Raw genomic sequence first — 25,576 nt, 5'->3', positions numbered from 1 at the left:
GGCAAGGACCCTACCGGGACGTCAGCCGTCGATGAAGAGCGCAGCCGCACGACGGGCGCGGGCCAGCACGTCGTCGAGGTCGTCGCCGTACGCCGTCACGTGACCGACCTTGCGACCGGCCTTGACCGCCTTGCCGTACAGGTGGATCTTGACGTCGGGCTCCGCGGCGAGGACGACGGACCGCTGGGCCTGCAGGTCCTCGACGCTGCCACCGAGCACGTTGACCATGACCGACCACGGCGCACGGGCGTCGGTGCTGCCGAGCGGCAGGTCGAGCACCGCACGCAGGTGGTTCTCGAACTGGCTGGTGTGCGCTCCGTCGATCGACCAGTGGCCCGTGTTGTGCGGGCGCATCGCGAGCTCGTTGACGAGCAGCCGGCCGTCGGTGGTCTCGAACAGCTCGACCGCGAGGATGCCCGTCACGTCGAGCTCGGTCGCGATCGTCACCGCCAGGTCGCGGGCGGCCTCGGCCAGCGCGGGGTCGAGATCGGGCGCGGGGGCGATGACCTCGTTGCAGACGCCGCCGGCCTGGCGGGACTCCACGACGGGGTACGCGCGGACCTCCCCCGACGGCGAACGGGCGACGAGCGCCGAGAGCTCGCGGCGGAAGTCGACGAGCTCCTCGGCCAGGAGCGGGGTCCCGGCCGAGAACGCCTCCTCGGCGTCGGCGACGGAGCGGACGACCCAGACGCCCTTGCCGTCGTAGCCGCCGCGAGTGGTCTTGAGGACCGCCGGGAAGCCGAACGACTCGAGGTCCTGGGCCGACGAGATCGGCGCGTTGCGCGGGCAGGGTGCGCCGAGGGCGCCGAGGCGCTCGCGCATCGAGCCCTTGTCCTGGGCGTACAGCAGCGCGTGCGGGCCGGGGCGGCACGCGTGCCCCTCGGACTCCAGCGTGCGCAGGTGCTCCGGCGGCACGTGCTCGTGGTCGAACGTCACCACGGGGACGTCCGCGACGACTTCGCGCAACGTCTCCAGGTCGGTGTAGTCACCGACCCGGTGGTCGGGGACGACCTGTGCGGCCGACACGTCCGGCCCCTCCGCGAGGAGGCGGATGCGAACGCCGAGGGCCGTCGCGGACTGCTGCATCATCCGGGCCAGCTGGCCTCCGCCGATGACGGCGAGCTCAGGTGTGGGCACGCGCCCACCCTAGCGGGACCGGAATCCGCGGCGCTCGGTCACCGTGATGGGCGAGACGTTGCCGAATCCGCGCAGCGGGCGCGGCGGCAGGGCCCGGGTGTCGAACTCCTCGGTGATCGCCGCCGCGGTGGCGTCGTCGACCAGCACCCGGTTGCTCCGCGCGACGTGCGAGAGGCGCGCCGCGAGGTTGACCGGCGGACCGAACACGTCGCCGAGGCGACTGACGACGGACCCGGTCGCGAGCCCCACGCAGATGTTGGGCAGCTCGGACCGCAACGCGATCTGCTTGACCAGGTCGAGGGCGGTACGGGTGGCCTCCGCCGGGTCGTCGGACACGAACAGCACCGCGTCGCCGAGCGTCTTGATGACGCGCCCGCCGTGCGCGGTCACGATGTCGGAGCACCGGGTCTCGAAGTTCTCCACGAGCGCGCCGAGGCTGTTGTCGTCGAGCCCGTTGGACAGCGACGTGAAGCGCGACAGATCCGCGAAGCCCACGGTCATGACCGTGGACAGCAGCTCCTCGTCCGCGGCTCCGAGCGCCTCCATGCGGGCCGTCGCCGCCTCCAGGTGGCGCCGCCACGCGTAGACCATGAGGTGCTCGAACCCCGGGCCGGCCGACTTGGCCAGCTGGACGGCCGCGTCGAGACGTGTCGGTGCCTTGCCCTCCTGGACGTCGCGCTCGATCTGCTCGATCAGCGTCGTCACCTGCCAGTCCGCGAGGCGGGACATCGTCGTGCCGAGCGCCCGGGTCATCCGGAAGACGGTCTGCTCGTCCATGACCTGGTCGTGGATGGTCGAGGCGACAGCCGCGATCGCATCGACGTCGGCGTCGCCGTACGCGATGCTGTCGCCGGTGTCGGCGAATCCGAGCGCACGCCACAGTCGCTGGCCGTCCTCGACCGAGAGCCCGCCCTTGTCGGCCGCCTCGGCGCTCGTGAGGGTGAGCTCGCCGCCCAGGATCAGGCGGACGAGCTTCTCACGCAGGTCAGACCGATTCATCGTTCCTCGCGGTCCCGTGCTGCTCGAAGACCAGGTTGGAGACTGTGCGGTGGAACGCCTCGATCCTCGGGATGTCGCGCAGCTGCAGACCGGCCTGCTCGCTCGCGTCGTGGATGATCAGCGTCCCGCAGCCGAGCAGACGGTCGTTGAGGTTCTTCTCGTACGCGACGTCGTTGACGCGGCTCAGCGGGATCACCCGGCCGGTGCGGGTGAGGATGCCCTTCTGCTCGAGGAGGCGCTTGGTGGTCAGCGTGTACGTCCACAGGTACCACTTCAGGAACGGCAGGAGCACGCCCCAGATCAGCAGCACCGCCGCGACCGCCACGACGATCCAGCCGACCACGCCGTCGCCCTTGTCACCGACCCGCGGGACGAGGAACCCCGCAGCGACCGCCAGGACGAGCAGGATCAGGAACGGCACGAACAGCACCTTCACGTGGGTGCGGGTCGTCTCGACGGTCTGCTCCCCGTCGATCATCAGCTTGCGCGACAGGCTCATGCCATCACCTCCCGAGGAAGCGCACAGTAGGTCGGTGCCGGCATGACTGCTTCACTGTTCACTCGCTGGCGCTCGCTCATGCCGCCACCTCCCGAGGAAGCGCACAGTAGGTCGGTGCCGGCATGACTGCTTCACTGTTCACTCGCTGGCGCTCGCTCATGCCGCTGATTGTCTCACCCCGCCGGGCGCACGTGGGTGACGTCGCCCGCGCTGATCGCCCGGCCGTCCACGAGCAGTCGGCCCATCTCGTCGATGCCGGTGGCCAGTCCCTCCAACGGCTCGTCGTGGGGCTGGGTCACCCGGACGCGCTGGCCGATCGTCACGCACCGTCGGACGTACGAGTCGCGGATCCCGCCTGCGGGGTCGCCGCCCGACGCCGACCAGGCCCGGTAGAGCGCCTCGAGATTGCGCAGGAACGCCCGGATGACGATCGTGCGGTCCGTCTCGGTGGCGCCCTCCAGCAACAGGGACGTCGCCGCCGGAGTCGGCAGCTCGTCGCGGCGCAGCGAGACGTTCAGGCCCACCCCGACGACGGCGGCCGGACCGATCGGCGTCTCGGTCCGCTCGAGCAGGATGCCGGCGATCTTGCGGCCGTCCACCAGCACGTCGTTGGGCCACTTCAGGGACGAGCCCACGCCGCACTCCTGCACCGTCGCGTCGACCGCGAGGCCCGCGAGCAGCGGCAGCCACACCCAGCGGGCGGGCGGGACGCCGTCGGGGCGCAAGAGCACCGACACGATCGCGCCGGACCCGGCGGGGGACTCCCACGTCCGGTCGAGACGCCCCCGGCCGGCGGTCTGCGCATCCGTGACGTGGACGAGCCCCTCCGGCGCGCCGGACCTCGCGGCGGCGGCCACGTCGGCGTTCGTGCTGCCGGTCTGCGCGGTCACCACGACCTCGGAGAAGAACCGCTTCGGCCCCGTCAGCGCCGACCGCAGCGCGGCCGTGTCAAGGGGCGGGCGGTCGAGGTCGCGATAGGACATGAGAACAGACTCACATATCCGATGGGCCCCGCTGTCGTTACTCTGACCTGCGTGACTGAACACGAGATGGAAGCCAAGCCCGAGCTGCACACCACCGCCGGCAAGCTTGCGGACTTCATCGAGCGGCGCGACACAGCCCTCGTCGAGATGGCCGAGCGCGCGCACGAGAAGCAGAGTGCCCGCGGTCGCCAGAGCGCCCGCGAGCGCATCGACCAGCTGCTCGACGAGGGCTCGTTCGTCGAGCTCGACGCGCTGGCCCGGCACCGGGCGACCGATTTCGGCCTGGACAAGAACCGGCCGCTCGGCGACGGCGTCATCACCGGATACGGCACGATCGACGGCCGCCAGGTGTGCGTCTTCAGCCAGGACTTCAGCGTCTTCGGCGGCTCGCTCGGCCAGGTGTACGGCGAGAAGATCACCAAGGTCATGGACCTCGCGATCAAGTCCGGCTGCCCCATCATCGGCATCAACGAGGGCTCGGGCGCGCGCATCCAGGAGGGCGTCGTCTCGCTCGGCCTGTACGGCGAGATCTTCAAGCGCAACGTGCACGCGTCAGGCGTCATCCCGCAGATCTCGCTCATCATGGGCGCCAACGCCGGCGGCCACGTCTACTCCCCCGCGGTCACCGACTTCGTGATCATGGTCGACAAGACGTCCAACATGTTCATCACCGGCCCCGACATCATCAAGACCGTCACCGGCGAGGAGGTGACGATGGAGGATCTCGGCGGCGCCCGCGCACACAACACCAAGAGCGGCAACGCCCACTACATGGGAGCCGACGAGCAGGACGCGATCGAGTACGCCAAGGCGCTCATCTCGTTCCTGCCGCAGAACAACATGGAGGAGGCCGAGGTCTACCCCGAGGTCGCCGATCTCGAGCGCAACGAGACCGACCTCGCCCTCGACACCCTCATCCCCGACTCGGCCAACCAGCCGTACGACATCAAGACCGTCATCGAGGCGGTGCTCGACGACGGCGACTTCCTCGAGGTCATGCCGCTGTTCGCCCAGAACATCGTGATCGGCTACGGACGGGTCGAGGGCCGCAGCGTCGGCATCGTCGCCAACCAGCCGATGCAGCTGGCCGGCTGCCTCGACATCGACGCGTCCGAGAAGGCCGCCCGGTTCGTGCGCACCTGCGATGCTTTCAACATCCCGGTCCTGACGTTCGTCGACGTGCCCGGCTTCCTGCCCGGCACCGACCAGGAGTGGGACGGCATCATCCGCCGCGGCGCCAAGCTCATCTACGCGTACGCCGAGGCGACGGTCCCGCTCATCACGGTCATCACCCGCAAGGCGTACGGCGGTGCGTACGACGTCATGGGCTCCAAGCACCTCGGCGCCGATCTCAACATCTCCTGGCCCACCGGCCAGATCGCGGTCGTCGGCGCGACGGGCGCAGTCGGCATCCTCTACCGCAAGGAGCTCGCGGCGTCCGACGACCCCGACGCGCTGCGCGCCGAGCTCATCACCGAGTACGAGGACACGCTCTGCAACCCGTACCTCGCGGCCGAGCGCGGCTACGTCGACGCGGTCATCGAGCCGAGCCAGACTCGCGCTGAGATCGTCAAGGGCCTGCGCCTGCTGCGCACCAAGCGCGAGACGCTTCCGCCCAAGAAGCACGGGAACATCCCCCTGTGAGCGGCGACGAGACCGCGGCCACCGAGGCGACGCACACGCCGATCCTGCGGGTGGTCAAGGGCGACCTGGGCGCCGAGGAGCTGGCCGCGCTGGTGGCCGTCGTGGCGGCGCGCAACGCGGCCGCGGCCAACGCCGCCTCGCGCACCAAGCCGAGGCTCCGCTCCGAGTGGGGACACCCGGCCCGTCAGGTCCGGCCCGTGCACACCTTCGGGCCCGATCAGTGGCGTCGGTCCTCGTTCGGCCGCTGAGCAATGACCCTGCGCCCGCTGTCCGACCTCAGCCCCGCTGACTGGCTGCTCGACGACCCGGCGCCGGCCGCGCTCAGGGCGCACCTCGGACCGTCGGGCTTCGCGGCGTACGCGCGGGTGCTCCACTCGCCGACGGGTGAGGGCGACCGCTTCGAGGGGCACCTCGACGGCGCCCTGCTCGCGGCCCTCGTCGACGTCCTGGCGCGGCACACCCGCACCCCGGACGACTGCTGCTTCGCGCTGTGGGAGGGCTACGGCGACATCCACGGTGGCGAGGCCGCGGGCTTCCTCACCGCGTTCTCGGGTCCGTCACGGTGGCCCGGACGGATCTTCACCAAGGACAAGCCGAAGGCCCCGCCTCCCCCCGCGTTCCCTCCCGACGTCATGGCCGGTCCTCTGCTGACCGTCAACGGCGAGGAGCACTTCCTCTTCGCCGGCCCCCTGGCCGACGCCGGCCGGTGGGGAGCTGCGAGCTACGGCGGCGGCGTGCCGCGTGACATCAACAGCCCCAACCTGATGTGGCCCGCCGACCACGCCTGGTTCGTGACCACCACCATCGAGGGCACCTGGACCGGCGTGGGCGGCACCGAGTCGCTGATCGCCGAGCTGCTGCACGACCCTCGCCTCGAGGTCGTCCGACAGCGCTACGACGAAGGAGCCCTGCGATGAGGGTCGTGCTCGCGTCCCAGTCCCCCGCCCGGCTCGCGACGCTGCGCAGCGCCGGCATCGAGCCGGACGTGATCGTGTCGGGCGTCGACGAGGACCAGGTCACCACGACCGACGCCGGCAATCTCGCCGCCGCGCTCGCCCAGCTCAAGTGCCGCGCCGTCGCCGCACAGGTCGAGCCGGACGCCCTCGTCATCGGCTGCGACTCCGTGCTGGCGTTCGAGGGCGAGATCTTCGGCAAGCCGGAAGGGCCCGACGAGGCCGTGGGGCGCTGGCGCCGCATGCGGGGGCGCAGCGGCGTCCTGCACACGGGGCACTGCGTGCGCCGCGGCGAGGACGAGCTCATCGAGACCGCGTCCACGATCGTCCACTTCGCCGACGTCACCGACGACGAGATCGACGCCTACGTCGCGACCGGCGAGCCGCTGCACGTCGCCGGCGCGTTCACGATCGACGGCCTCGGCGGGGCGTTCATCCGCGGCATCGAGGGCGACCACCACAACGTCGTCGGCCTGTCGTTGCCGGTCCTGCGCGACATGGCCAGGGACCTTGGAATCCCATGGACCTCCCTCTGGACCCTGTCAAGCTGAAGCATTTGTTGGTAAGAGGACCCAAGAAGTGGGACAATGGCACTGATGGCAACCACACCGCGCAAACGCCGCTACCACGCTTCCAGTCCCTTCCAGGCAGGTCCTGAGGTGATCGACGAGGTGTACGAGGTCGGCGCCCGCGTCTCCCACGACACCTACGGCATGGGACGCATCGTCAGCATCCAGGGCACGACCTCGGCCCAGGTCGACTTCGGCGACGGACCCAAGCACATCCCGCTGCCCTGCTCGAAGATGACCGCCCTCTAGGCGGCCCCTTCGTCACCGGCTTCCCGGGTCCCGCAGGCTCTCGAGGTGCTCACGCGCCTCCGCAGTGCGCCCGGCGCCGTAGACCCTGAGCATCTCGGCGATGTCCGGGTGGGTGTCGGCGAGACGCTCGGCCGCGTCCAGATGGTCAGGCGCGCCGGCCACCCGCCGGAACAGGTCCTGGATCTCGGCGACCGCATCGTCACGGGTGGATCGCCGGGTCGTCAGGATGTCCCCTCCCCCGTGCACGAGCGCGACCCGCGCGAGTGCGTCCTCGCGCCCCATGGCGCCCCGCTCCACGGCGTCCACCGCGTCGTGCAGCACCTGCAGCCGCTGGGCGGCCACCGGATGGCCGATCTTGACCCGGCGCGCATTGATCAGCTGGGAGAGCATCGGCGCGGAGATCCCGAGGATCCCCGCCAGCTGCGACTGGTTCATCCCGAGGACGCGGGCACATCGGCCGAGGATGTCGCCGAGCGGCTCCCCGTAGATCTCGGCCTGCGCCGCCCGACCGTCCATGCGTCCCCCTCGATTTGCGTTCGCAACGCCATGGCATCTTGACACAGCGACAAGGTGTCCGCGAGACTCGTGCCGACATTTGCTTTTGCAAACTCCGCTCTCACTTCCGGGGACACCATGATCCGTACGTCGACCGCCCTGATCGCCGCGGCCCTCCTCGCCGCCCTGCTGCCCCTGCCCGCCGCGTCGGCAGCGCCGGCCGCTGACGACGAGACCGCCGGGCGGATGATGCTCGTCCTGGACTCGTCCGGGTCGATGAAGGAGAAGGCGGGCGGCGGGCAGACCAAGATCGCCGCGGCCCGGCAGGCACTCGCACAGGTGGTCAAGGGTCTCCCCGCCGAGCAGGAGGTGGGCCTGCGCGTCTACGGCGCGAAGGTCTTCTCGGCCTCGGACAAGGGCGCGTGCACCGACTCGCAGCGGGTCGTCGACCTCGACACCGCCAACCGCGACGAGCTCACCAGAGCCATCAAGGCGTACAAGCCCTACGGCGAGACCCCGACCGGCTACGCCCTGCAGCAGGCCGGCAAGGACCTTGGCCAGGACGGTCGCCGCACCATCGTGCTGGTCTCCGACGGGGAGTCGACCTGCGACCCGGACCCGTGCGCCGCCGCGGCAGAGCTCGCCGAGGACGGGATCGATCTGCGGATCGACGTCGTCGGGCTCGACGTCTCCGGCAAGGCCCGTGAGCAGCTCAAGTGCGTGGCGCGCTCCGGGCACGGCACCTACTACGACGCCGACAGCGCCGCCGAGCTGACGCAGTCGCTCACCACGACCCGCATCCGGGCCTCGCGCCCCTTCGACCTCACCGGCACTCCCGTCAAGGGAGCACCGGTCGCGACCGACGCGCCGACCCTGGAGACCGGGGCCTATCTCGACTCGTTCGGAACCGGTGACGGGCTCTGGTACAAGGTCGAGCGCACCGTCGCCAACAGCACCTTCCACGTCGGCGTCACCCACCGATCGGCCGGCACCGGCAACTCCGGCGACAAGGCGTACGTCGGGATCTACGCGGGACCCGACGAGGACCGGTGCGCGTACAGGACGTCATTCGCCCGCGGCAACATCGCCTACACCGCGGCGAGCAGCTGGCGGCCCTCGCCCAACGCCTGCAACACCGCCAAGACCCTGTGGGTCAACGTCAAGCAGGTGTCCACACGGCGCGACTTCTCCGCGGAACCGGTCGAGATCGTGGTCTACGAGGAGCCGCCCCTGGCCGACCCCTCCGGCGCGGACCTGCCGCCGAAACCCGCCACGCCCACCTGGAGCACGCTGACGCCGGCGAGCAGTCCACAGGTCGGAGTCGTCCCCGGCACGTCGATCTCGAGCGCCCCCGTCGTGAGCGACGGCACGTACGCCCTCGACATCAACCCCGGTGAGACACAGGTCGTCGCGGTGCCGCTGGACTGGGGACAGAACGTGCAGGCCCAGATCGATGGCAAGCTGACCGCGGCGCACCACGAGTCGACGTTCGACGCTCCCTGGGTGCAGGTCCTCGGCCCCGTCCGGGAGGCTGTCGACTCCGACGAGTACGGCACCGACACGCCGCCCGGCGACTGGACCTCGCGGTTCTCGAGCCTCCCCGACGACCTGAACACCTACCGCTCGGGCTCGCAGTCGTACACGGTCGCCTATCGCAATCGCGCCGAGGCCGAGGCGCACCTCAGTGGGTCGGGCACGGCCGGTCTGCGCTACGTCCAGATCTCCTACGGCGCCGACAACGAGGTGCCGCTGGCCTATTCGTTGACGCTCAGGACCAACGGCACGGCGGGCGAGGGTGCGCCGACGTACGACGAGGTCCAGGGCCTGACCGCACCCACGGCCGACTCGCCGCTCGTGACGGGGACCGGCGCCGTGAGCGACGCCGCAAAGCCGGCATCGAGCAGCAAGGCGGCGACGAAGCCGGCCAAGGACGACAAGGACGGCCTGCCGGTGGCGCCGATCGGGCTCGGCGTGGTCGGGGTCGGGCTGCTCGTCGGCGCACTCGTGGTGCTGCGGCGCTCGCGCTCCGCCAGCTAGCCGAGCAGGAGGCGCGCAGAGGCCGCGACGAGCCCGAGCCCCGCGACGGCGAGTCCTCCGGCGAGCAGCCGCAGGCGTGTCCGGGCGTCGATCCGGTGCCTCCGTGACGACGGGCCGTCCGGACCCCAGCCCGGCGGGAGCTCCGGCAGCTGGCGGAACACCTCGATCGGGTCTCCCGGCTCGTCCAGTGGGTCGATCGACAGCAGCGCGGCCCGGGCCTCGGCCGCCGACGCGTAGCGCTCGTCCGGCCGCGTGGCGCAGAGCCGCCCGCACCACGTCGCGAACGGTCCGTCGGCCGGCACCGGAGGGCCTGCGTGGGTCGGGCGTGAGCCGGTGAGCATCTCGGCCAGCACCGTGCCCACGGAGTAGAGGTCCTGCAGAGGACTGGGATCGGCCCGCTCCTGCACCTCGGGCGCCGCGTAGCCCGGGGTGTGCACCATCTCGGACGCCCGGGTGAGGCGCGGCTCGTCCCTTGTCGTCGCGATGCCGAAGTCGGACAGGCGTACGTGAGGAGTGCCGGTGCCGGTCGCCTCCAGAAGGATGTTGGCCGGCTTCACGTCGCGGTGCACGATGTCGGCGCGGTGGACCGCGTCGAGGGCGTCGAGCAGCTGCAACCCGACCTCACGGACGAACGAGGGTGGAAGTGGGCCGTAGTCGGCGATGAGCGTCGCCACCGATCCACCGTCGACCAGCGGCATCGCGAACAGCACCCGGTCGTCCTCCGCGGACCAGCCCGTCGGGGCCACGACGTGCGGGTGGTCGACCCGGGTGCCGATCTCGCGGACGAACCGCAGCAGCGACGCCCCGTCGGACTGGCGCAGCATCTTGCCCGCGCGGTAGGTGCGGTCGCGCAGGTCCCACACCCGCCAGACGACGCCCATGCCGCCGGAGTCGAGCACGTCGACCAGCTCGTAGCGTCCCGCGAAGACCTCGCCCATGCCCCTCAGCCTAGGCAGTGCTGCCGCTCAGCCGGCGAGGATGCAGAACTCGTTGCCCTCGGGGTCGGCGAGCACCACCCACCTGTCACCGGGCCGCCGGTCCTCCAGCACGCTGGCGCCCAGCTCCACCGCGCGCGCGACCTCCTCGTCCTGGGTCGCGCCGACGGGGCGCAGGTCGAGGTGCACGCGGTTGCGCACCTGCTTGCCGTCCGGGACCTCGATGAACAGCGTGGTGAACCCGTTGTCGTCGATCAGGTAGACCTCGCCGGGCTCGGAGTCCTGCACGCGCCAGTCGGCCAGGGCGGACCAGAACGCCGCCAGTCGCTCGGGGTCGACCGCGTTCACGGTGGTGTGGGACAGGTGAAGGCTCACGGGTGGCTCCGTCCGGTCGGGAACGAGGCCATCGTGTCAGGGAGTCTCACTCCACCGGAAGACCGAGGCCCCGCGCGATGAGCATGCGCTGGATCTCCGAGGTGCCCTCGCCGATCTCCAGGATCTTGGCGTCGCGGTAGAAGCGCGCCACCGGGTACTCCTCCATGAATCCGTAGCCACCGAAGACCTGTGTCGCGATGCGCGTCGCGGTCACGGCGGCCTCGGACGTGTAGAGCTTGGCGATCGAGGCGGCCTGCTTGAGCTCCTTGGCCGGCGCACCGGCGTCCTTCATCGCGGCCGCCTGGTAGGTCAGCGCGCGACCCGCCTGGGCCATGACGGCCAGGTCGGAGATCTGGAACGCGACGCCCTGCTTGGTGCCGATCGGGACGCCGAACGTCGTGCGCTCCCCGGCGTACTGCACCGACATGTCGAGGCAGGCCTGGATGCAGCCCACGGCGAGCGCCGCGATCGCGATGCGTCCGTCGTCGAGCGTCGCGAGGAACTGCGCATAGCCGCGGCCCCGCTCGCCCAGCAGGTGGTCCGACGGCACGCGCACGTCGGTGAACGACAGCGCGTGCGTGTCGGACAGGTGCCAGCCGAGCTTGTCGTACGGAGCCTCCGCGACGAATCCCGGCGTGCCGGACGGCAGCATGATCGCCGAGATCTCCGGTGAACCGTTCTCGCGCGTTCCGGTGCGGGCGGTGACCGTCACGACGGACGTGATGTCGCTGCCGGAGTTGGTGATGAACTGCTTGGACCCGTTGACGACCCACTCGTCACCGTCCAGCTCGGCGCGGGTCCTCGTCGCGCTCGCGTCGGAGCCGGCGCCGGGCTCGGTCAGGCCGAAGCCCGCGAGGGTGCGCCCCGCGACGAGATCGGGGAGCCACGCCTCCTTCTGCTCCTGCGTGCCGTACTCGAGGATCGGGGTGATGCCCAGCCCCACGCCCGCCTCCAGCGTGATGCCGATCGACTGGTCGACCCGGCCGAGCTCCTCGATCGCGACGCACAGGCTCGTGAAGTCTCCGCCGGACCCGCCGAACTCCTCGGGCGCGGTCAGGCCGAACAGGCCCATGCGGCCGATCTTGTGCACCGCGTCGACGGGGAAGTGGTGGTCCTTGTCCCACCGGGCGACGTGGGGCGCGATCTCCGCCTCGGCGAACTCGCGGACGCTGCGGCGGAAGGACTCGTGCTCGCTCGAGAGGGCAAATGTCATGTCCGCATCGTAGCAAGGATCAGTTAATGACCATTAACCGAAGCTCGCGACACGACCGCCGGGCGCGTAACCAACCTCATACGTCACCCCGGCATTCGAACCCCTAGACTGCGGCAGGCAGTCCCCCGCACCGAGGAGAGTCATTCAGTGAGCAAGCCCCTGGCCAAGGTCCTGATCGCCAATCGCGGTGAGATCGCCGTCCGCGTGATCCGAGCGTGCAAGGACTCCGGCATCGGCAGTGTCGCCGTGTACGCCGAGCCCGATCGTGACGCCCTGTTCGTCCGCCTCGCGGACGAGGCGTACTCGCTCGAGGGCTCGACGCCCGCCGAGTCGTACCTCTCGATCGAGAAGATCATCGCGGTCGCGAAGCGCTCCGGCGCCGACAGCGTCCACCCCGGCTACGGCTTCCTCGCCGAGAACGCCGACTTCGCCCAGGCCGTCATCGACGCCGGGCTGATCTGGATCGGCCCCCCGCCGGCCGCGATCGAGAGCCTCGGCGACAAGGCCAAGGCCAAGCAGATCGCCCTCAAGGCCGACGCCCCGCTGGCTCCCGGCACCAAGGACGCGGTCAAGGACGCCGACGAGGTCGTCGCCTTCGCCCGCGAGAACGGCCTGCCGGTCGCGATCAAGGCCGTCTTCGGCGGCGGCGGCCGCGGCCTCAAGGTCGCCCGCACCCTCGAGGAGATCCCCGAGCTCTACGAGTCGGCCGTGCGAGAGGCCGTGAGCGCCTTCGGTCGCGGCGAGTGCCTGGTCGAGAAGTTCCTCGACCAGCCGCGTCACGTCGAGACCCAGTGCCTCGCCGACAGCCACGGCAACGTCGTGGTCGTCTCGACCCGCGACTGCTCGCTGCAGCGCCGTCACCAGAAGCTCGTCGAGGAGGCGCCCGCGCCGTACCTGACCGACGACCAGATCGAGCGTCTCTACACGTCCTCCAAGGCGATCCTCAAGGAGGCCGGCTACGTCGGTGCGGGAACGTGCGAGTTCCTCGTTGCCCGTGACGGCACGATCAGCTTCCTCGAGGTCAACACCCGCCTGCAGGTCGAGCACTGCGTGTCGGAGGAGGTCACGGGCCTCGACCTGGTCCGCGAGATGTTCCGCATCGCGGCCGGCGAGGAGCTCGGCTACGGCGATCCGGAGATCCGCGGCCACTCGATGGAGTTCCGCATCAACGCCGAGGACGGTGGCCGCGGCTTCCTCCCGGCGCCCGGCACCCTGACCAAGTGGGCTCCCCCGTCGGGCCCCGGCATCCGCCTCGACGGCGGCTACGAGGAGGGCGAGACGATCCCCGGGTCGTTCGACTCGCTCATCGCCAAGCTCATCGTCACCGGCACGAGCCGCGAGCAGGTCCTGGCCCGTTCGCGCCGCGCGCTCGACGAGTTCATCGTCGACGGCATGCCCACGGTCATCCCGTTCCACCGCTCGGTGGTCGACGACCCGGCCTTCACCGCCGCTGACGGCAACTTCTCGGTCTACACGACGTGGATCGAGACCGACTACGTCAACGAGCTCGAGCCCTACGCGGGCACGTCCGAGGACGCCGAGCCCGAGGAGCGCGAGCGCGTCACGGTCGAGGTCGGCGGCAAGCGCGTCGAGGTCGTCCTGCCCGGCGGCCTGGGAGCATCGGCAGCAGCGGCCGGTGGTGGGGCCAAGAAGGCCAAGCGCAAGGCCGGCAAGGGTGCGGGCGCAGCCGCGAGCGGCGACTCGCTCGTCGCGCCGATGCAGGGCACCGTCGTCAAGGTCGCCGTCGAGGAGGGCCAGGAGGTCGCCGTGGGCGATCAGGTCATCGTCGTCGAGGCGATGAAGATGGAGCAGCCCATCAACGCCCACAAGGCCGGCATCATCACCGGCCTGACGGTCACCGTCGGCGGCCCGATCGGCTCCGGCGAGGTCGTCGCCGAGATCAAGGACGCCGCCGCCGAGTAACCCCCGGCCAGATTTGCGGAACCCTGCACCTTTTTCCTCCGGAAAAACGTGCAGGGTTCCGCAATTCTGGGCTGGGGCGGGGCTAGCGGCGCTTGGGCTCAGGCTGGACGCTGTCGACCTCGCCGTACGCGATCCCGGCGGCCCACACGATCAGCGTGACACCCAGCCAGGTGCCCCAGCCGTCGATCGAGAAGCCCGACCCGGGCACCACGGCCTCGGTCAGCAGCAGGCCGAGGAACGTCAGCACCAGACCCCCGAGGATCGTGTAGCCGCGGGCGTACCGGTTGACGGTCGTGACGACCACCCCGCGCAGCACGACCGTCAGCGCCGTGAACAGCGCGACCGCGACCACGAACCACCACAGGTGGATGTCGAAGCGATCGAAGATCCAGGCGGCGATGGCCAGCGAGACGATGTTGGCGACGGCCGAGATCGCGATGGACTTGAGGACGTCGGGCATGATCTGAAGTATCCCAGACCGGGCTCCTGCGGCCCCCCGCGGATCACGACCGCGTGACGGTCACCGAGCCGTTCGCCTGGCGGGTGATGGTGCCGTACGCGAACCAGGCGCGGTAGCGGTTGCCCGAGATCCGGGTCATCCGCCGGGTAGGTGCCCCGAGCACGCTCTTCTCGCGCCCGATCCGGTGATACTTGGTCTCGACCGATCCCCACAGGGCGTAGCCGCGCTTCGAGCTCCGCTTGACCTGGTAGATCGTGCCGTTCGTGAACCGCTGCAGACGCACCGAGGAGCGGCTCGTAGACCGCGGGCTGCTCGTCGGAGCGCCGAGCGCGCCGGACTGATCGCCCATCGCGGCGTACTCACGACGGAACCGGTCCCCCACCGAGTAGGTCCCGGCCCGCGAGGAGTAGATGTCGACCTTGCCGAGGCGCGCCTTCCGGCCGCCCGCGCCGGTCGAGAACGGGTACTCGCCGACCTTGACCGGCCCGGTGACCGACTGGGTCAGCATCCTGAAGCGCGACTTGATGGGCGAGGAGTAGTCCGAGATGTAGGCCGCGACCCGGTCGCGGAGCCCGCCGGACGCGCCGAGCCAGCTGTACGCCGCCTGCCCGGGGCAGGAGGTGCCCACCACGTTGCGGTGGCCGGCGATGCGCTGGAGCCGGAACGAGCCGACCCGATAGGTGCCCGTCGCGGGGTGGAACGTCGTGCCGAGGCGCCAGCCGATCAGCCGGACCATCGCGGCCTGGGTCGCCTTGGTGGGTCGTGACGACGAGAACGTGCCCATCATCGAGACGCCCATCGTGTACGTGTTGACGGCCTTGTCACCTGCGTGGGCCGCGCGCACCGGCTTGTCGACGCCGCCGCTGCGTCCCTCGAAGACCTGGCCGTACTTGTCGACCAGGAAGTTGTAGCCGATGTCGCACCAGTCGCGGCCCTTCATGTGGTACGCCTGCACGGCGCGCACGATCGCTGCGGACTGGGACTTGCTGTACTTGTTGCTGCCGGCCGTGTGGTGCACGACCGCCCCGCGGGTCTCGTTGCCCGTCCGGGGCGAGTCGCAGCCCGAGCTCTTGCGCGCGCCCCACTTGGAGCGGGTGACGATCGAGGGCTTCGCGGTGTACGTCGGTGAGTTGTCGGCAGCCTGCGTGAGCATCCGGCTCGACCCGTCGTAGAGAGCCGTGCTGGCCGTCGAGGCCTCTGCGGTCGTCGTGCCCGGATCGATCGTCGACACGGCCAGGCCGGCCGGACGCTCGCCCGTCGGGCTGGTCACCTCGACCGCGACCCCGTCGGCGTCGCCGGCCCACAGGGGCTCGGTGCCGGCGCGGCCACCCTCGCCGTCCGCGTCGTCGACGTGCAGCTCCTTCCACGAGCCCCAGTCGCCCTCGGCCCGCAGCCGGACCTTCACGGACAGACCGGTGTCGTCGAAGCCGCGCTGCCACGTCACGCCGACCAGGTTGAAGTCGTCGGTGCGGCGCGGCTCGAGCTCCGCGACGACGTCCGGCGCGGTCTGCTCAGGCGCCGCCGGCACCGCGGCGATGCCGACGTCGACGGGCGAGGTCAGCTGGACCTCGTCGGCCCGAGGCTCGCCGGTGGGCAGCTCGTCGGCGTGGGCGACGTACGTCGTCGAGCCCGCCAGCACGAGCCCTGCGATCGTTCCGGTGATGAGACGCATCGTTCGACCCTAACCCGCGCGCCGGCGCCCACGAGCCAGGCGCGGGCCCTAGAAGCGGAACCAGTTGGACTTGAGCCCGAAGGCCCAGCGGGCGTCGTCGCCGGAGATCGTGACGGTCTTGGCCGATCCGATCAGGTTGATCGACGTGACCCGGCCGCCCCAGTCACCCGCACCGGAGCGCTTGGTGATCTTGAGCTGCTTGAGCTTGCCGATCGACGGATACGCCTTCTGGATGGTCGCGGCCGACACGGTCGTGCTCCACGCGTGGTTCGCGTTGCCTGACCAGTTGTCGTACGGGTCCACCCCGGCCTTGAGGTACGGCTGGGAGCCCTTCGCGGTGTACCCACCCGACGAGGACGAGAACTGCGTGAACGCCGGCACCCCGCCGTAGGTGAGGATCTTGCCGCTGGTCGCCCGGACCGCGGCGTCGGTCGTCGCGGTCTCGCGCGACGCCCCGCCGTAGACCTGGCAGGCCGTGGTGCTGCAGATGTCGTAGTAGCGGGCCGCGCTCATGCTGCGCACGCCGTAGGTGCGGGCCGCGACGGCCTGGGCCTTCAGCGCCTCGGGCTTCCACCCGGCCGGCATCTCGGCCGCGATGACGCCGCGGACGTAGTGGTCGATCGGCAGGACGTTGACCGTGTCGCGCTTGGTCGAGCCCTTGGCGGGGAGCGCCGAGCGGATCGCACCGCGGTACTTCACGCTCGAGCCGCTCGGCATGACCAGGCCGATGCGGGACGGGCCCTCGAACTGCCCGTCACCGGTCCAGCGGATGTTCTTGTACGCCTTGTAGCCGCCCGTGGTGCGGTACTGCAGCGCCGACTGCGTCTTGCGCGAGGACACCTGCACGATGCGCCACCTGGTGACCTTGGCGCCGCTGATCGTGGTGGGCAGCTTGGCCTTGAACCCGCTCGTGAGCTTGCGGAAGATCAGACCCGAACCGGCGACCACGTCGACCGCGTCGGTCGTGTCCTGCGAGATCAGCACCCGGATGCTGCCGCCCTTGGAGGACAGCTTGGTCCCCGGGTAGTAGGTCGAGAGGATCTTGTCGTACTTGACCCCGCTGCGGGCAGCGCCCTGCGCGCCGTACTGGCTCATGCCGATCCCGTGACCGTAGCCGTGACCGCTCACGGCGATCCGGCCCGAGCTGGGGACGGTCGCCGTGGTGCCCACCGACGCCCCGGCCAGGGAGAACGGGACCTCGGCCGACCAGGCACCGACAGCGGTGCCCCGGGCGGCGCGCACCTTCACGAAGTAGCCGGTGCTGGTGGCCTTGAGGTCCGACAGCAGCGTCGTCGAGCTCTTCGAGACGTCCACCCAGCGCGTGCACGAGCTCGCGCCCTTGGCCGTCGTGAGGCAGATGTCGTAGTCGCTCACGCCACTGACGGGGGCCCACCGCACGCGGGCGGAGTGGCTGCCGGCAGTGACCGTCACGCCGGACACGGTCGCAGGCTTCTCGACGACCTCGGCCTTGAGCTGCACCCTCTTTGCGGTGGCTTGCCACGCGGTCAGCGGATTGCCGGAGGCGTCGAGCGCCCGGACCCACGCATACTGCACGCTGCCGGCCTTGAGGCTCCCGATGGTGGCCTTCGGTGCCGCGCCCTTGACGCAGCCCGTGGTGCAGGTCGCAGGCACGGCCGCGGTCGTCGAGGTGCGGACCTCGTACGTCGTGGCGCCCGAGACCGCACGCCACGACATCGTGAACGCGGTGGAGGACACGCCTGACACCGTGCGCCCGCCGATCTCGGTCGTGACGGAGCCGGTCGCGAGGCGGCTCTCGACGCTGTCGCGAAGACCGCCCTTGGCCGACAGCCAGGCGTACGCGGCGTTGCCCGGGCACTCGGTGCCGACGACGTTGCGGTGGCCTGCGACCCGGTTGAGGGTCTTGCCGCCGAGGGAGTAGGTGCCCTTGGCCTTGAGCTTGTAGGAGGCGAAGCGCCACGACACGAGGTTGACGACGGCCGACTTCATCGCGGCCGAGGGGGCCGTGGTGCTGAACGTGCCCATCAGGGAGACGCCCATGGTCTCCTGGTTGACCGCGTCATTGCCCGAGTGCGCTGCGCGGACCGGCTTGGTCGTGCCGCCGGCGCGTCCCTCGAAGATCTGGCCGTACTTGTCGACCAGGAAGTTGTAGCCGATGTCGCACCAGTTGCGGGACTTGACGTGATAGGCCTGCGTGGCCTTGACGATCGCCTTGGACTGGGCCTTGGTGTACGTGTTGTTGCCCGCCGTGTGGTGGATGACCGCGCCTCGCGTGGTCTTGCCGTAGACGGGGTTGTCGCACCCTCCCGAACCCGAGGCGCCCCACGAGGCGCGCGAGACGATCGAGGGCTTGGCGACCGCCGCGGCCTGCGTCACGGCGACGGCGGGTGACGCGGTGGCGGCCCGGTCGTCGGTGGTGTCGGCCTCGGGATCGATCGTGCTGAGCGAGAGGCCGCGGGGCTTCGCGTCCTCGGTCGAGGCGACGCGCACCTCGGCGCCGTCCGCGGAGCCGACCCACTGGGGCTCGGTGCCGGGCCGGCCGCCCTCCTCGGGCGCCGGGTCGGTGTGCAGCTCGGTCCAGTCCGACCACGTGCCGTCGCTGCGCCAACGCGCCTCGACGCGGGTGTGGTCCTCGTCGAGGCCGCCGTCCCAGGTCACTCCCAGCATCGAGAACGGACGCAGGTCGGTGTCCTTCAGCTGCGCCACGATGGTGGCCGCACCGGTGTGCCCATGCGCGTCGTCGCCCGTGACCTCGGGCGCGGGCACGCGCTCGGCGGGGGCGCTGGACGGGATGTCCCGCTGCGTCACCTGTGCCGGGCGAACGGGTGCCGGCGGGGGCGCCACGGCGCCCGGAGCGCCGCCGGAGACCTGGGTGCCGTCGGCCTGGGCCGCGCCGGGCATGAGCACGCCGAAGGTGACCGCGGCAGCGACGAGGAGGCAGGGCGTGCGACGAGCCGTGTGCCAGGAAAGCATGGGGGAAGTCCGTTCCTGTGGCAGATGTGACTGGTGTGACAGATGGGTCGAGGGATGATTATGCTCACATATTTTCGCGAAATGCGAGCGAAAAATCATAGTTCAAGGAACTACACCGGTGTCATTCCTGCAATGGCAACAGCACGTCTTGGTCACACCAGGGGGTGCAGGCGCCGCGCGGCCTCGGCGACCGACCCGGACATCGAGGGGTAGACCGTGAAGGCGTCGGCGACCTGGTCGACCGTCAAGGACGCCGAGACCGCGATCGACAGCGCATGGATGAGCTCGCTGGCCTTGGGTCCCACGACGACCCCGCCGACCACGACGCCCATGCCGCGGCGAGAGAAGATCTTGACGAATCCGTCGTGCACGCCCTGCATCTTGGCCCGGGCGTTGCTGGCGAGCGGGAGCATCGCCATGTCGATCTGGAAGTCGCTCTCGTCGACCTGCTTCTGCGACATCCCCACGGTCGCGATCTCCGGGGAGGTGAACACGTTGCTGGAGACCTTCGCGAGGTCGAGCGGATGCACCGCGTCACCGAGCAGGTGGGACATCGCGATGCGGCCCTGCTGGGCTGCGACCGACGCGAGCATCAGGACGCCCGTGCAGTCGCCCGCGGCGTAGACGCCGCGCACGCTCGTGCGCGACACCCGGTCGACCTTGATGAAGCCGCCGTCGTCGAGCACCATGCCGAGCTGCTCGAGTCCGAGGCCCTGCGTGTTCGGGATCGATCCGAGCGCGAGCAGGCAGTGTGAGCCCGAGACCGTCCGGCCGTCGGTCAGGGTCACGAGCACGCCGTCGTCCGTACGCTCGACCGACGCCATGCGCGAGTTGCCCATCACGTTCATGCCGCGCCGCGTGAAGACGTCCTCGATGACGTTGGAGGCATCGGCGTCCTCGCCCGGCAGCACCCGGTCACGGCTCGAGACGAGGGTCACCGCGGCGCCGAGGCCGTTGTAGGCGCTGGCGAACTCCGCACCTGTGACGCCCGAGCCCACGACGATCATGTGCTCGGGGAGCTCCTGGAGGCCGTAGACCTGCTCCCAGGTCAGGATCCGCTCACCGTCGGGCTGGGCGTCGGGACTGACCCGGGGGTGCGCACCGGTCGCGATGAGGATCGCATCGGTCTCGACGCGCTGCTCCCCCTCCGCGGTCCGGACCACGACTGCGCCCGGGCTCTCGATCGTCGCGGTGCCGGCGATCATGACGACGTCGCTCGCGGCGAGGCGGTGGGCGATGTCGGCCGACTGGGCCTGAGCCAGGCTCAGCACGCGCGCATCGACGACTGCGAGATCCGCGCGGACCGACGACGGGACCTTGACCCCCAGCTCGGCCGAGCTGCTCACGTCGGTCAGCAGATCGGACGTCGCGATGAGGGTCTTGCTCGGCACACAGTCGGTCAGCACCGTCGAGCCACCGATGCCGTCGCGCTCTATGAGCGTCACCTCGGCACCGAGCCGGGAGGCGACCAGCGCCGCCTCGTATCCACCGGGTCCGCCGCCGACGATCGTCACATGAGCCACGCGCCCATTGTCGCTCACCGCAACCGACGCAGGCCAATCGCGGTCGCCGGACCTAGCGGGCGTACTCGTCGAGGTACGTCGTCATCTCGGCAAAGAGGCCACCGTTGAGCGCAAACACGGCCTTGACCTCGGCGAGGACGCGCTCGCGCTCGGCGGGGTCGAGCGGGAGGGCGTCGAGACGCGCGCGATAGGCGTCCTTGTAGAGCTTGGGCTTCGGCACGGCGTCGAATGCGTAGAACGCGACACCGGCACCGTCCAGGCCGAACTCGCGGCTGATGATCCTGCCGATCGCCTGCCCCCCGGACAGATCACCCATGTAGCGCGTGTAGTGGTGCGCGATGAACAGGCCGCCCCACGCGGTCGAGGCCCGGATGCGCGCGACGTACGCGTCGGTGGCCGGGCTGGGCCGGCGCGGATCGCCCCAGTGCTGGATGTCGGCGTCGATCGCGCCGAGCCGCTCGATCGCCGGATCGATCACGCTCGAGGCCAGCGGATCGTCCTTCATGACCTGGGCTGTCTCCTCCAGCGCCTCGTAGACCCGCCGCATCAGGCCGAGGAAGTGGGCGTAGCCCGCCTCGTTGATCCGACCCGCCATGAGCTCGGACATGAAGGTCGAGCCCTCCGCGGCGGTGTGCTCTGCCTGCGAGCCGGTGCGCAGCAGCGCGGACAGGGAGGTGGCCGGGTTCTCGGCGGTCACGGTCATGGTCACGCTCCTGCGTCAGGTGGTGGGTGTCCGATGATCATGACACATCGTCATCTTGATCTGACAAGTCGTCATGAAATATGTCACAGTTTGGCAAGGCGGCCCTAACCAATGTTAGCCTCACCTTACTCTCCGATCGGGGGATTTCCGAGAGCTCCTGCAGAACCGACATCGAAGGACTGGACCCTTGCCCCGCTCCGCCATCCTCACCTCGCGACGAATCGCCGCACTCCTGCTCACCGCCGCGATCGTGTCGGGCTGCGGCGGGACGTCCGGCGGTCACGCGGGCGACGACGACACGGCGGCCGTCGACCTCGCCGCCGCGAAGATCCTCGAGGACCCCAAGGCGTACGAGGGCGAGACCCACGCCTCGCTGGCGAGCACTGCGATCCGCCCCGTGAGCGACTCCCCCGCCCAGCAGCTGCCGGTCACCGTCACGGACGCCCAGGGCACCCGGGTCACGATCACGGACACGAGCCGCATCCTGGCGCTGGACATCTACGGCACCCTCGCGCAGACCGTCTTCGAGCTGGGCCTGGGTGACCAGGTCGTCGGACGTGACCTGTCCACCCAGTTCCCCGAGGCCAAGGATCTGCCCCTCGTGACCAGCAGCGGCCACGACCTCAGCGCCGAGTCGATCCTCGAGCTCGATCCGACCGTGATCCTCACCGACACGTCCCTCGGGCCGTGGGACACGATCTTGCAGATGCGCGACTCCGGGATCCCGGTCGTGGTCATGGACTCGCGCCGCAGCCTGGACAACATCGACTCCCTCACGACCGGGGTCGCCGAGGCGCTCGGCGTGCCGGCCGAGGGCAAGAAGCTCGTCGAGCGCGTCGAGGCCGAGACCGACGAGACGCGCGCCGAGATCGCGAAGATCGCACCGACCACGGTGCAGGACAAGCTGCGGATGGTGTTCCTGTACGTGCGTGGCCAGGCCGGCGTCTACTACATGTTCGGTGAGGGGTCCGGCGCGGACGGCCTGATCGAGGCGGTCGGCGGCTACGACGTCACGCGGGAGATCGGCTGGAACGGGATGAAGCCGGTCAACGACGAGGCCATCATCGCGGCGCAGCCCGATCTGATCGTCATGATGTCCGACGGCCTCAGGTCCGTGGGCGGCGTCGACGGGCTGCTCGACCGGCTCCCTGCGATCGCCAACACCCCTGCCGGCCAGCGCCGCCGCATCGTGGACATGAAGGACAGCCAGGTGCTGAGCTTCGGGCCGCGCACCGCCGAGGTCCTCAACTCCCTCGCCGTCGCGATCTACGCACCGGAGTCGATGAAGTGACCGCGACCCTGCCGGACCAGCTCCCGACCGGGAGGGGCGCCGCGCCCACCCTCCCCCGGCGCCACAGCGCCCGGGCCACGACGTTGTTCGTCGTCCTCGCGGCCGCCCTCGTGGTGCTCACGGTCTACGCGGCCGGACGCGGACAGCTCGCGATCCCGGCGAGCGAGGTGTGGGGCTCGATCATGCACCGCCTGGGGCTGGACTGGGGACCGATGCCCGCCCACCCGCAGGGCGACAACACGTTGTGGCAGGTCCGATTCCCGCGCATCGCCATGGCGATCGTGGTGGGTGCGGCGCTCTCGAGCGCGGGCGCGTTGATGCAGGGCATCTTCGGCAACCCGCTCGCCGAGCCGAGCGTCGTCGGCGTCTCGACCGGCGCGGCCTTCGCCGCCGCGATCGTCATCGTCTTCCAGATCCAGCTCATCGGCAGCTGGACCGTGGCCCTGTTCGCGTTCGCGGGAGGCCTGATCACGACGCTGCTGGTCTACGCCCTCTCCCGCTCCGACGGTCGCACCGAGGTCGTGACACTGGTCCTGACCGGGATCGCGGTGAACGCGGTGTGCGCGGCCGGCCTGGCGCTGATGATCTTCCTCGGGGACACGCAGGAGCGCGAGCAGATCGTGTTCTGGCAGCTGGGCAGCCTGAACGGCAGCCGCTGGGAGCACGTCGTCGTCGTCACGCCACTCGTGGTCGTCGGACTGATCGGTTCGATCCTGATGGCGCGCAAGCTCGACGTGCTGGCGCTGGGTGACCGTGCGGCCCGCCACGTGGGCATCGACGTCGAGCGTCTGCGCCTCGTCGCGATCGTCCTCGTCGCGCTCCTGACCGCCGCCGGGGTCTCGTTCGCCGGCATCATCGCGTTCGTGGGCCTCGTCGTGCCGCACCTGATCCGGATGCTCGTCGGGCCCGGGCACCGCGTCCTCGTCCCCGCGAGCGCCCTCGCCGGCGCCGTGCTCCTGCTCGGTGCCGACCTCATCGCGCGCACCGCGATGACGGGTGCGGACCTGCCGATCGGGATGCTGACCTCGCTCGTCGGCGGACCGTTCTTCTTCTGGCTCCTGCGCCGCACCCGCAAGACGGCGGGGGGCTGGGCATGACGACGACCACGAGTCCTCTGCGGCTCAGCCACGTCTCGGCGACCCTCGGCGGCCACCAGATCCTGCACGACGTGACGCTCGAGGTCCGCCCCGGCGAGCTCATGGCCCTGGTCGGGCCCAACGGCGCGGGCAAGACGACCCTGCTGAGCGTCATGGCCGGCGACATCGTGCCCACCAGCGGCGAGGCGGTCCTGGACGGCAGGCCGCTCGCGCGGTGGAAGGTCGCGGCGCTGGCCCGCAGCCGCGCGGTCCTGCCCCAGGAGCAGCGGCTCGCATTCGGCTTCCGCGCGGTCGACGTCGTCCGCATGGGCCGCGCACCATGGGCCCGTCTCCCGCAAGAGGACCTCGACGACGTCGTCGTGGCCGACTCGATGCACCGCACCGACGTCCTGTCGTTGGCCGAGCGCTCGTTCCCGACGCTGTCCGGCGGGGAGAAGGCCCGGACGTCCTTCGCCCGGGTGCTCGCCCAGCAGACCTCGCTCGTGCTGCTCGACGAGCCGACCGCCGCGCTGGACATCCGCCACCAGGAGCAGGTCCTCTCGGAGGCTCGGCGGCTCGCCGCCGACGGCCACGCGGTCGTCGCGGTCCTCCACGACCTCACGGTCGCGGCAGCCCACGCCGACCGCATCTGCATGCTCGCCGACGGTCGGCTGCGGGCCGACGGGCCGCCTCAGGAGGTCATCCGTCCCGAGATCCTCCGTGACGTCTACGGGCACCCCGTCGACGTGATCGACCACCACGGACGCCTCGTCGTCCTGCCCCACCTGCTCACCCACGACCAGGAGCCCACGTGCGCACCTTGATCACCACCGCAGCGGCCGCCCTCGTCGCGGCGCTGCTCCTCGCCCCCAGCGCGGCCCAGGCCGACAGCCGGGTGACGGTCCGCAACGACTTCGGCCGGGCCGAGGCCGACACGACGTACTCGACGAAGATCACGGTGACCGGATCGGGCTTCCAGTCGATCAGGAATGCGCACGGCGGCGTGTACGTCGCGTTCGGCACGGTCTCGGGCACCTGGCGTCCCAGCCAGGGCGGCGTGACCGGCAAGAACTACCGCTACGTCCCGGACAGCGAGACCCGCAGCAACCAGGGCTTCCTCCGCTACGTCGCGTACCCCGGCAGCGACACCGCCGCCAGCGCCAACGGCGGAATCCTCAAGGGCGGCGGCTTCAGCACGACCCTGACGATCCCGGGGCCGGTCTTCAAGACGTACGACCGCGACAACAAGATCACGACAGTCGACTGCCGCAAGGTCCGGTGCGGCGTCATCACGTTCGGCGCGCACGGCATCAAGAACGCCAACAACGAGACGTTCACCCCCGTCACGTTCAAGAAGATCATCACGAGCGACACCGCCCAGCAGGCGCCGGCGGCCGACGAGGCCGCACCGGGCGCCGTCGCCGACGAGGAGTCCGCGCCCGAGGCCGCGGCGAAGGGTGCACCGGCGAAGAAGGGCCGGCCCGCGGTCCGCGTCGACCAGCGCACGGCCGTGCAGGGCCGGGTGCTCGCGTTCAGCGGGACCGGCTTCACGCCCGGCGAGCAGGTGCTGGCGATCCTCGACGACGGTGCGGCCGCTGCGGGTCCCATCGTGGTGGGTGCGCGGGGTGACGTCGCGGCGGTCATCCAGATCCCGGCGAGCGCGAAGGCCGGGACCCACACCCTGCGGCTGAGCGCGACGACGTCGGGCACCGAGGTGGAGCGCAACTTCGCGATCGCCCCCGACACCTCGCTCGCCGCCGCCACGGACGAGGAGACGACCGACTGGGTGCCGTGGGCCGCAGCGGCCGCCGCCGCCGTGATCCTGCTGCTGTCGCTCGTGCTGGCGGTCGTGCGGCTGCGCCGGATCCGCGCCGGACGGGCGGCCTGA

24 protein-coding genes are annotated in these 25,576 nt (G+C 70.6%); 11 read left to right on the top strand and 13 right to left on the bottom strand.

The genetic code is table 11. The annotated features are described in order from the left end of the window. Nucleotides 1-21: 21 nt before the first annotated feature. From GEV27_RS15620 to GEV27_RS15605, 4 genes are all read right to left on the bottom strand, one after another. Entirely contained in the window at nt 22-1,137 is a 1,116-nt protein-coding gene (locus GEV27_RS15620; protein WP_309222302.1) for a 5-(carboxyamino)imidazole ribonucleotide synthase, read from the bottom strand. Between the two features lie 9 nt (nt 1,138-1,146). Next, the gene (locus GEV27_RS15615; protein ID WP_153651780.1) at nt 1,147-2,136 is read right to left on the bottom strand and encodes an adenylate/guanylate cyclase domain-containing protein; all 990 of its coding nucleotides are present in this window, start codon (nt 2,134-2,136) and stop codon (nt 1,147-1,149) included. Further along, nucleotides 2,123-2,635, bottom strand: coding sequence for a PH domain-containing protein (locus GEV27_RS15610; protein ID WP_153909386.1), 513 nt, complete (start codon nt 2,633-2,635; stop codon nt 2,123-2,125). The genes GEV27_RS15615 and GEV27_RS15610 overlap by 14 nt, the downstream gene beginning before the upstream one ends. 173 nt (nt 2,636-2,808) lie before the next feature. Next, a complete protein-coding gene (locus GEV27_RS15605; RefSeq protein ID WP_153651778.1) occupies nt 2,809-3,618 on the bottom strand; it encodes a biotin--[acetyl-CoA-carboxylase] ligase in 810 nt (269 codons plus the stop codon). A 66-nt stretch (nt 3,619-3,684) separates the two neighbouring features. Between GEV27_RS15605 and GEV27_RS15600 the strand changes: the two genes are divergently transcribed. The 5 genes from GEV27_RS15600 to GEV27_RS15580 are packed head-to-tail and all read left to right on the top strand — an operon-like array spanning nt 3,685 to nt 7,033. Then, nucleotides 3,685-5,262: an acyl-CoA carboxylase subunit beta gene (locus GEV27_RS15600; RefSeq protein WP_153654947.1), complete on the top strand. Its 1,578-nt coding sequence runs from the start codon at nt 3,685-3,687 to the stop codon at nt 5,260-5,262. Continuing rightward, a complete protein-coding gene (locus GEV27_RS15595) occupies nt 5,259-5,510 on the top strand; it encodes an acyl-CoA carboxylase epsilon subunit (RefSeq protein WP_153909387.1) in 252 nt (83 codons plus the stop codon). Before GEV27_RS15600 ends, GEV27_RS15595 begins: the two co-directional genes overlap by 4 nt. A gap of 3 nt (nt 5,511-5,513) precedes the next feature. Beyond that, nucleotides 5,514-6,179 (top strand): hypothetical protein, encoded by a 666-nt coding sequence (locus GEV27_RS15590; RefSeq protein WP_153934984.1) that lies wholly within the window; start codon nt 5,514-5,516, stop codon nt 6,177-6,179. After that, nucleotides 6,176-6,766: a nucleoside triphosphate pyrophosphatase gene (locus GEV27_RS15585; RefSeq protein ID WP_153934983.1), complete on the top strand. Its 591-nt coding sequence runs from the start codon at nt 6,176-6,178 to the stop codon at nt 6,764-6,766. The genes GEV27_RS15590 and GEV27_RS15585 overlap by 4 nt, the downstream gene beginning before the upstream one ends. A gap of 45 nt (nt 6,767-6,811) precedes the next feature. Then, complete coding sequence (locus GEV27_RS15580) at nt 6,812-7,033, top strand: hypothetical protein (protein WP_153651773.1); 222 nt, start codon at nt 6,812-6,814, stop codon at nt 7,031-7,033. A 12-nt stretch (nt 7,034-7,045) separates the two neighbouring features. On the opposite strand, the gene GEV27_RS15575 is transcribed toward GEV27_RS15580, so the two are convergent. Beyond that, on the bottom strand, nt 7,046-7,549 hold the full coding sequence (locus GEV27_RS15575) for a DNA-binding protein (RefSeq protein ID WP_153651772.1): 504 nt from the start codon (nt 7,547-7,549) through the stop codon (nt 7,046-7,048). Between the two features lie 117 nt (nt 7,550-7,666). Between GEV27_RS15575 and GEV27_RS15570 the strand changes: the two genes are divergently transcribed. After that, on the top strand, nt 7,667-9,565 hold the full coding sequence (locus GEV27_RS15570) for a VWA domain-containing protein (protein WP_153934982.1): 1,899 nt from the start codon (nt 7,667-7,669) through the stop codon (nt 9,563-9,565). On the opposite strand, the gene GEV27_RS15565 is transcribed toward GEV27_RS15570, so the two are convergent. From GEV27_RS15565 to GEV27_RS15555, 3 genes are read right to left on the bottom strand one after another with little or no spacing between them, the layout of a single operon-like run. Then, entirely contained in the window at nt 9,562-10,503 is a 942-nt protein-coding gene (locus tag GEV27_RS15565; RefSeq protein WP_153934981.1) for a serine/threonine-protein kinase, read from the bottom strand. The two genes, GEV27_RS15570 and GEV27_RS15565, sit on opposite strands and share 4 nt — an antisense overlap. Before the next feature lie 27 nt (nt 10,504-10,530). Next, entirely contained in the window at nt 10,531-10,875 is a 345-nt protein-coding gene (locus tag GEV27_RS15560; RefSeq protein ID WP_153651769.1) for a VOC family protein, read from the bottom strand. 46 nt (nt 10,876-10,921) lie between these two features. Continuing rightward, nucleotides 10,922-12,088 (bottom strand): acyl-CoA dehydrogenase family protein, encoded by a 1,167-nt coding sequence (locus tag GEV27_RS15555; protein WP_153651768.1) that lies wholly within the window; start codon nt 12,086-12,088, stop codon nt 10,922-10,924. A gap of 147 nt (nt 12,089-12,235) precedes the next feature. Here GEV27_RS15555 and GEV27_RS15550 point away from each other — a divergent pair, with 147 nt between their 5' ends. Further along, nucleotides 12,236-14,011: a biotin carboxylase N-terminal domain-containing protein gene (locus GEV27_RS15550; protein WP_243838893.1), complete on the top strand. Its 1,776-nt coding sequence runs from the start codon at nt 12,236-12,238 to the stop codon at nt 14,009-14,011. An 82-nt stretch (nt 14,012-14,093) separates the two neighbouring features. Here GEV27_RS15550 and GEV27_RS15545 read toward each other — a convergent pair whose 3' ends face one another. From GEV27_RS15545 to GEV27_RS15525, 5 genes are all read right to left on the bottom strand, one after another. Further along, nucleotides 14,094-14,471 (bottom strand): phage holin family protein, encoded by a 378-nt coding sequence (locus GEV27_RS15545; protein ID WP_153651767.1) that lies wholly within the window; start codon nt 14,469-14,471, stop codon nt 14,094-14,096. Between the two features lie 43 nt (nt 14,472-14,514). Beyond that, the gene (locus tag GEV27_RS15540) at nt 14,515-16,143 is read right to left on the bottom strand and encodes an N-acetylmuramoyl-L-alanine amidase (protein WP_153934980.1); all 1,629 of its coding nucleotides are present in this window, start codon (nt 16,141-16,143) and stop codon (nt 14,515-14,517) included. Between the two features lie 48 nt (nt 16,144-16,191). After that, complete coding sequence (locus GEV27_RS15535) at nt 16,192-19,095, bottom strand: SpoIID/LytB domain-containing protein (protein WP_153934979.1); 2,904 nt, start codon at nt 19,093-19,095, stop codon at nt 16,192-16,194. A gap of 152 nt (nt 19,096-19,247) precedes the next feature. Next, on the bottom strand, nt 19,248-20,618 hold the full coding sequence (locus GEV27_RS15530) for an NAD(P)H-quinone dehydrogenase (protein ID WP_153651764.1): 1,371 nt from the start codon (nt 20,616-20,618) through the stop codon (nt 19,248-19,250). 52 nt (nt 20,619-20,670) lie between these two features. Next, a complete protein-coding gene (locus tag GEV27_RS15525; RefSeq protein ID WP_153651763.1) occupies nt 20,671-21,321 on the bottom strand; it encodes a heme oxygenase (biliverdin-producing) in 651 nt (216 codons plus the stop codon). A 187-nt stretch (nt 21,322-21,508) separates the two neighbouring features. Here GEV27_RS15525 and GEV27_RS15520 point away from each other — a divergent pair, with 187 nt between their 5' ends. From GEV27_RS15520 to GEV27_RS15505, 4 genes are read left to right on the top strand one after another with little or no spacing between them, the layout of a single operon-like run. Continuing rightward, complete coding sequence (locus tag GEV27_RS15520) at nt 21,509-22,612, top strand: hemin ABC transporter substrate-binding protein (RefSeq protein WP_194944233.1); 1,104 nt, start codon at nt 21,509-21,511, stop codon at nt 22,610-22,612. Beyond that, nucleotides 22,609-23,709, top strand: coding sequence for an iron ABC transporter permease (locus tag GEV27_RS15515; protein WP_243838891.1), 1,101 nt, complete (start codon nt 22,609-22,611; stop codon nt 23,707-23,709). Before GEV27_RS15520 ends, GEV27_RS15515 begins: the two co-directional genes overlap by 4 nt. Then, nucleotides 23,706-24,512 (top strand): heme ABC transporter ATP-binding protein, encoded by an 807-nt coding sequence (locus tag GEV27_RS15510; RefSeq protein WP_153909397.1) that lies wholly within the window; start codon nt 23,706-23,708, stop codon nt 24,510-24,512. The genes GEV27_RS15515 and GEV27_RS15510 overlap by 4 nt, the downstream gene beginning before the upstream one ends. Continuing rightward, complete coding sequence (locus tag GEV27_RS15505; protein WP_153934978.1) at nt 24,500-25,576, top strand: hypothetical protein; 1,077 nt, start codon at nt 24,500-24,502, stop codon at nt 25,574-25,576. The genes GEV27_RS15510 and GEV27_RS15505 overlap by 13 nt, the downstream gene beginning before the upstream one ends.

The sequence above is a fragment of the Aeromicrobium sp. S22 genome, assembly GCF_009661045.1.
Lineage (GTDB): Bacteria > Actinomycetota > Actinomycetes > Propionibacteriales > Nocardioidaceae > Aeromicrobium > Aeromicrobium yanjiei.
Note: the sequence above shows the minus strand (reverse complement) of the source record. Positions and strands in the feature narration are given on the sequence as shown.

Bases quoted from the DNA above. Each gene is read 5' to 3' on its own strand.
- GEV27_RS15535 (WP_153934979.1), bottom strand. From the start codon at position 19,095: ATGCTTTCCTGGCACACGGCTCGTCGCACGCCCTGCCTCCTCGTCGCT.
- GEV27_RS15605 (WP_153651778.1), bottom strand. From the start codon at position 3,618: ATGTCCTATCGCGACCTCGACCGCCCGCCCCTTGACACGGCCGCGCTG.
- GEV27_RS15590 (WP_153934984.1), top strand. From the start codon at position 5,514: ATGACCCTGCGCCCGCTGTCCGACCTCAGCCCCGCTGACTGGCTGCTC.
- GEV27_RS15610 (WP_153909386.1), bottom strand. From the start codon at position 2,635: ATGAGCCTGTCGCGCAAGCTGATGATCGACGGGGAGCAGACCGTCGAG.
- GEV27_RS15600 (WP_153654947.1), top strand. From the start codon at position 3,685: ATGGAAGCCAAGCCCGAGCTGCACACCACCGCCGGCAAGCTTGCGGAC.
- GEV27_RS15525 (WP_153651763.1), bottom strand. From the start codon at position 21,321: ATGACCGTGACCGCCGAGAACCCGGCCACCTCCCTGTCCGCGCTGCTG.
- GEV27_RS15570 (WP_153934982.1), top strand. From the start codon at position 7,667: ATGATCCGTACGTCGACCGCCCTGATCGCCGCGGCCCTCCTCGCCGCC.
- GEV27_RS15540 (WP_153934980.1), bottom strand. From the start codon at position 16,143: ATGCGTCTCATCACCGGAACGATCGCAGGGCTCGTGCTGGCGGGCTCG.
- GEV27_RS15510 (WP_153909397.1), top strand. From the start codon at position 23,706: ATGACGACGACCACGAGTCCTCTGCGGCTCAGCCACGTCTCGGCGACC.
- GEV27_RS15545 (WP_153651767.1), bottom strand. From the start codon at position 14,471: ATGCCCGACGTCCTCAAGTCCATCGCGATCTCGGCCGTCGCCAACATC.
- GEV27_RS15555 (WP_153651768.1), bottom strand. From the start codon at position 12,088: ATGACATTTGCCCTCTCGAGCGAGCACGAGTCCTTCCGCCGCAGCGTC.
- GEV27_RS15575 (WP_153651772.1), bottom strand. From the start codon at position 7,549: ATGGACGGTCGGGCGGCGCAGGCCGAGATCTACGGGGAGCCGCTCGGC.
- GEV27_RS15615 (WP_153651780.1), bottom strand. From the start codon at position 2,136: ATGAATCGGTCTGACCTGCGTGAGAAGCTCGTCCGCCTGATCCTGGGC.
- GEV27_RS15585 (WP_153934983.1), top strand. From the start codon at position 6,176: ATGAGGGTCGTGCTCGCGTCCCAGTCCCCCGCCCGGCTCGCGACGCTG.
- GEV27_RS15580 (WP_153651773.1), top strand. From the start codon at position 6,812: ATGGCAACCACACCGCGCAAACGCCGCTACCACGCTTCCAGTCCCTTC.
- GEV27_RS15565 (WP_153934981.1), bottom strand. From the start codon at position 10,503: ATGGGCGAGGTCTTCGCGGGACGCTACGAGCTGGTCGACGTGCTCGAC.